At 66.8% G+C, this 5,366-nt stretch carries 5 protein-coding genes; 4 read left to right on the forward strand and 1 reads right to left on the reverse strand.

Annotated elements, in window-relative coordinates:
• Complete coding sequence (locus P2Q66_RS10335) at positions 1-657, reverse strand: MOSC domain-containing protein (RefSeq protein ID WP_275727791.1); 657 nt, start codon at positions 655-657, stop codon at positions 1-3.
• 160 nt (positions 658-817) lie between these two features.
• Between P2Q66_RS10335 and P2Q66_RS10340 the strand changes: the two genes are divergently transcribed.
• From P2Q66_RS10340 to P2Q66_RS10355, 4 genes are all read left to right on the forward strand, one after another.
• Positions 818-1,426 carry a Tat pathway signal protein gene (locus P2Q66_RS10340; RefSeq protein WP_275727792.1) on the forward strand — a complete coding sequence of 203 codons (609 nt, stop codon included), beginning with the start codon at positions 818-820 and terminating at the stop codon, positions 1,424-1,426.
• A gap of 2 nt (positions 1,427-1,428) precedes the next feature.
• Positions 1,429-2,640 carry a glutathionylspermidine synthase family protein gene (locus tag P2Q66_RS10345; RefSeq protein WP_275727794.1) on the forward strand — a complete coding sequence of 404 codons (1,212 nt, stop codon included), beginning with the start codon at positions 1,429-1,431 and terminating at the stop codon, positions 2,638-2,640.
• The gene (locus tag P2Q66_RS10350; RefSeq protein ID WP_275727795.1) at positions 2,637-4,160 is read left to right on the forward strand and encodes an APC family permease; all 1,524 of its coding nucleotides are present in this window, start codon (positions 2,637-2,639) and stop codon (positions 4,158-4,160) included. The genes P2Q66_RS10345 and P2Q66_RS10350 overlap by 4 nt, the downstream gene beginning before the upstream one ends.
• Positions 4,161-4,167: 7 nt before the next feature.
• The coding region (locus tag P2Q66_RS10355) for an acyl-CoA dehydrogenase family protein (RefSeq protein ID WP_275727796.1) at positions 4,168-5,366 on the forward strand (1,199 nt) is incomplete at its 3' end.

Below are 5,366 nucleotides of genomic sequence, written 5' to 3' on the forward strand. Positions count from 1 at the left end.
CTAGCCGCGGAGCTGCCGCTGGAGCGCCTCGAACTTCTTGGTGAATTCCGGCTGCTGCAGGCGGATCTCGCCGTCGGCGTCCGCATCCTTGAGCGCTTCCATGGCCTCCACGTCCGGCTCGCTGAACCACCGGCCAATCGTGACGCCGTGCCGGGGAACGAAGGTCCGGTGGATATGGTCGCCGGCCTGGATGGTTCCGGTGCGGATCACCCGGAGGTAGGCGCCCACCCTGCCCTCATCGGTGAAGCGTTTGACGAATCCGCGCTCCCCCAGCCGCCGTTGGAAGGTGGCGCAGGGGGTGCGGGGGGACGTGACTTCCAGTTCGACGTCGAGCCCGATCTTCCAGCGCTCTCCGATCACGGCGGAAGTGGCGTCGATGCCTGTTACCCGGAGGTTCTCGCCGAAGATGCCCGGCGGCACGTCACCCTGGAGCTCGGCGGCCCAATAGTCGGCGTCGGCCTGGGAATAGGCGTAGATGGCCTGGTCCGGGCCGCCGTGGTGGACCCGGTTTGCCTGGATGTCTCCCTGCAGGCCCAGCCGGTGCACCTTGATTGGCCCTTCGACGGGTCGCTTGTCAATCGCCGTCACGCCCACGTTCGAGGCGTCGGGCAGGAGTTGGTGGACACGGCAGACGGCAAGCACGGACGCGGTTTCCATGGCTCCAGTGTAGGGTCCCGGACCCGTGCCGGACCGGATGGGCAACGCTCCCCTGGTTCCCGCTCGCAGCCCCGGCCGGCAAGGACTACGCTGAATTGAAGATTTGCATTTGGGGGTGCAGCGCTGTGCCCAATTTCCGTGGACAACAGAGGGGGACACCGTGGACCCGAACACCGGGGATCCGAAGGATCCGGAGCGCGAGCCGGGCAGCGCCCAGGGCGCCGGCGGGGGCAGCAGCCCCAAGCCTCCCCCATGGCAGGTACCCAAACCGGAACTCCGCCCGGAACTGCTCAACGAACCCGTCACCCCCGTGGACCCGTTTGCCCGGGACAGGGAGAAGCAGCTCAACGACGCGGCGGCCCGGAAGAAGCGCTCCCAGCGGCGCACCGTCGTCGTCGGCCTTGGCGTGACCGCCCTGCTGGCCGGCACCATCACCGCAGTGGTTGCCAGCAACCAGGACGAACCCGAGTACGCGCAGGTGTGCTTCAACGATGAAACCGGCGAGCGCGTCGAGGATGCCAGCTGCGACAGTTCTGCAGGGAGGACCGGCGGCATCTACGCCTGGTACTTCTTCTCCCGAGGCGCCTACGTTCCGGCAGTGGGACAGAACCGGTCCACGGCTCCCAACTACACCCGGACCGTGCCCAGCGGCGTGAAAGCCTCAACGGGCTACACCACCCAGGGCGGCACCGTCAGCAGGGGCGGCTTCGGCACCAGCGCCAAAAGCGGCACCAGCGGTGGCGGCGGCGGCAAAGTCTCGGGGGGCTGAGCGTGAAGCGGTTGCCCTCTGAACCCCGGCCGGGCTGGAAACAGAAGATTGAAGAGCAGGGCCTGGTTTTCTCCACAACCACCATGGATGACGGACGGAAGATCGAATACTGGAACGAATCCGCCTATTACGAGTTCACGATGGACGAGGTGGAAGCCCTCGAGGAGACAGCCGAAGAGATGCACCGGATGTGCATCGAGGCGGCAAAATTCCTTGCCACCGGAGCCATGGGCACCATCGGCATCGGTCCGCAGGCATTGGAGCTGGCCGCTGAATCCCTGCAGGCCGGCGACGTGGACGTCTATGGCCGGTTCGACTTCATCTATGACGGGCAGGGCGGCCCGGCAAAGATGCTCGAATACAACGCGGACACCCCCACCGGCCTGATCGAGGCCGCCGTGGCGCAGTGGTTCTGGCTGCAGGACGTCTTCCCGGAAAAGGACCAGTGGAACGGCATCCATGAAGCCCTGATCCGGCAGTGGAAGAAGTTCCAGTACCGCACCGGCATGAGCACCCTCCACGTGGCGCACTCGGAGGTGGAGGAATCCGGTGAAGACTGGATGACCGCAGCCTACATGCGGGATGTCGCCAGCCAGGCCGGATGGACCACCATCGGCATCAACATGTCCGATATCGGCTGGGACCCCAACCTCAACCGTTTCGTGGACCTGGACAACTTCATGATCAGCACCATCTTCAAGCTGTACCCGTGGGAGCTGATGATGAAGGAGCCGTTCGGGCACCGGCTGCTGGAACGCGCGCACAACCCCCGCTGGGTGGAGCCTGCCTGGAAGATGCTGCTCTCCAACAAGGCCCTCCTGGCCGCCCTCTGGCACCTGTACCCGGAGCACCCCAATCTGCTGCCCGCTTACCTTAACGAGCCGGGGCTGCTGAAGGAATGGGTGGCCAAGCCACTGCACGGCCGTGAAGGCGACAACATCAGGATCCACGCCGAAGGCATCAGCCTGGAACAGCCGGGCGGGTACGGCCGCGAGGGCTGGTGCTACCAGCAGTACCACGCTCTGCCGGACTTCGACGGCAACCATCCCGTCCTGGGCCTGTGGGTGGTGGACGGCGAATCCGTAGGCTGCGGCATCCGCGAATCCGACGGCCCCGTCACCGACTACTTCTGCCGCTTCGTGCCCAACACCATCGACGCGCCGGCCCCCCTTTCGGCTGCGGCCTCCTCCAGCAAAGCAGGTATCCAACTATGAGCACAGACACCACGACGGCGGGCGGCCAGGGCGGGGCGCCCGGCACCCCGGTCCCCGCCAAGGGACTGCGCGCCGGAATCCTGGACCTTGGTGACTCCGTCATGCTGGGCCTGGCCTCCACGGCGCCGGTGTACTCGCTTGCCGCCACGCTGGGCCTCATCGTGGCGGTGAACGGGAACTACACTCCGCTGATCCTGCTCATCGGTTTCATCCCTGTCCTGTTCATCGCCTACGCCTTCCGCGAGCTGAACAGCGCCATCCCGGACTGCGGCACCACCTTCACCTGGTCCCGCCGCGCCTTCGGGCCCTGGGCCGGCTGGCTGGGCGGCTGGGGTGTGGCGCTCGCCGGCATCGTGGTCCTGGCCAACCTCGCGCAGGTGGCCGGCCAGTACCTCTGGCTTCTGGTCGGCGACGGGTCGCTGGCGGAAAACAAGGTCCTGGTCACCGCCACCGGCGTGCTGTTCATCGCCGTGATGACCCTGGTCAACTATCGCGGCATCAGGCTGGGCGAGCACGTCCAGCGGGTACTGACTTACGTGCAATACATCGCCCTGGGAATTTTCGCGCTGGCCATCGTGGTCCGGACCGTCGGCGGGGCGCCGGAAGGGCAGGCGTTCGACCTTGAATGGTTCAACCCGGCCGGTGCCTTCGCCGATCCCGGGGCGGTGGTGCACGGGGCGCTCCTGGCCCTCTTCATCTACTGGGGCTGGGATACCTGCCTGGCCGTGAACGAGGAAACGGAGAACCCGTCCGTCACACCGGGCCGCGGTGCCGTCATCTCGGCCTTTGTCCTGGTTGCCATCTACGTGTCGGTGGCCCTGCTGGTGATGATGTACGCCACCGTGGGCAGCGAGGGAATCGGCCTGGGCAACGAGGCCAACCAGGACGACGTGTTCGTGGCCATGAAGGACGTCGTGCTCGGCCCCTGGGGGTGGCTGATCGTCGTCGCTGTCCTGGCATCGGTCCTGTCTTCCACGCAGACCACCATCCTGCCCACCGCCCGCGGAACGCTGTCGATGGGCGTCCATGGTGCCCTGCCTGCCAGGTTCGGCAGGGTCCATCCACGGAACCAGACTCCCGGCTTTTCCACGCAGGTGATGGGCGCGGCAGCCATCGCCTACTACGTGGCCATGAGCTTCCTCAGCGAAAACCTGCTCGCGGATTCCATCAGCTCCATCAGCCTCTTCATCGCCTTCTACTACGCCCTCACCGGTTTCGCCTGCTTCTGGTACTTCCGGGGCACCCTGCGCGAGTCGGCCCGTAACCTCTGGTTCCGCGGGATCCTGCCGCTGGTCGGCGCGCTGCTCCTGACAGGCGCGTTCTTTGTCTCGGCCGTGCAGATGTGGGACCCGGCCTACGGCGATACCGAGATCTTCGGTGTCGGCGGGGCGTTCATCAGCGGCGTGGTGTTGCTGGCGCTGGGTGTGGTGCTGGCCGTCGTCTGCCGGTTCCTGCCCTCCACCCGCGGCTACTTCACGGGCAAGCCCACAGCCGTGGCGTCCGCCGCGACCACGGCATAGGCCCCTGATAACCGACGCAGCCGACCTATCAGCCAGCCCCGACCCGTCCGATGTCCTGGACCTGGATGTACTCCTGACCCCGCAAGAACGGGCCGTGCGCCAGAAGATCCGCGACTTCACGGACCAGCGGATCCGGCCAGGGATCGCCGCCTGGTACGACGCCGCCGTGTTCCCGCTGGAGCTTGCCCCTGAACTTGGCCGGCTGGGCGTCCTGGGGATGCACCTGCAGGGCTATGGGTGCCCCGGGAGGTCCGCCGTCGAATACGGCTTGGCTGCGATGGAACTGGAGGCGGGCGATTCCGGGATCCGCACGTTCGTTTCGGTGCAGGGTTCCCTGGCCATGACTGCCATCCACAAGTGGGGTTCCGAGGTGCAGAAACAGGAATGGCTGCCCCGGATGGCGGCCGGCGAAGTCATTGGATGTTTTGCCCTGACCGAACCGACGGCCGGTTCCGACCCCTCCTCCATGACCACCGTCGCCCGCCGTGACGGCGCCGGAGACCAGGCAGGCTGGGTGCTGGACGGCGCCAAGCGTTGGATCGGGCTGGCGTCAGTGGCGGGCGTCATGGTGGTGTGGGCCAGGACCGACGACGGCGTTCGCGGCTTCCTGGTCCCCGCCGGCACCCCGGGCGTGACGGCCACTCCCATCACGCAGAAATTGTCCATGCGGGCCTCCATCCAATGCGATGTGGTGTTCGACGGCGTCCGGCTGGGACCCGAGGCCCTGCTGCCGGCCGCCCGTGGCCTGCGCGCTCCGCTCACCTGCCTGAACGAGGCACGGTACGGCATCGCCTGGGGCGCGATGGGGGCTGCGCGGGATTCCTACCAGGCGGCACTGGCGTACTCACAGGAGCGGCTGCAGTTCGGCAAACCGCTGGCCGGGTACCAGCTGACCCAGGAGAAGCTGGTCAACATGCTGGTGGAGATCCAGAAGGGCACGCTGCTGGCATTGCACCTCGGACGGCTCAAGGACGCGGGAACGCTGAGGCCCGAGCAGATCTCGCTGGGGAAACTGAACAACGTCCGGGAGGCGTTGGCCATCGCCCGCGAAGCCCGCTCCATCCTCGGCGGCAACGGCATCACACTGGACTACCCGCCGCTGAGGCACGCCGCCAACCTGGAGTCGGTGCGAACCTATGAGGGCACCGACGAAGTCCACACCCTGATCCTCGGCCAGCACATCACCGGCCTCGGCGCCTTCCGCTG

This window comes from Arthrobacter sp. Cr_A7, assembly GCF_029222765.1.
GTDB lineage: Bacteria > Actinomycetota > Actinomycetes > Actinomycetales > Micrococcaceae > Arthrobacter.

Excerpts from the sequence above, each read along its gene's own strand:
- P2Q66_RS10335 (WP_275727791.1), bottom strand. The coding sequence starts at position 657 with ATGGAAACCGCGTCCGTGCTTGCCGTCTGCCGTGTCCACCAACTCCTG.
- P2Q66_RS10350 (WP_275727795.1), top strand. The coding sequence starts at position 2,637 with ATGAGCACAGACACCACGACGGCGGGCGGCCAGGGCGGGGCGCCCGGC.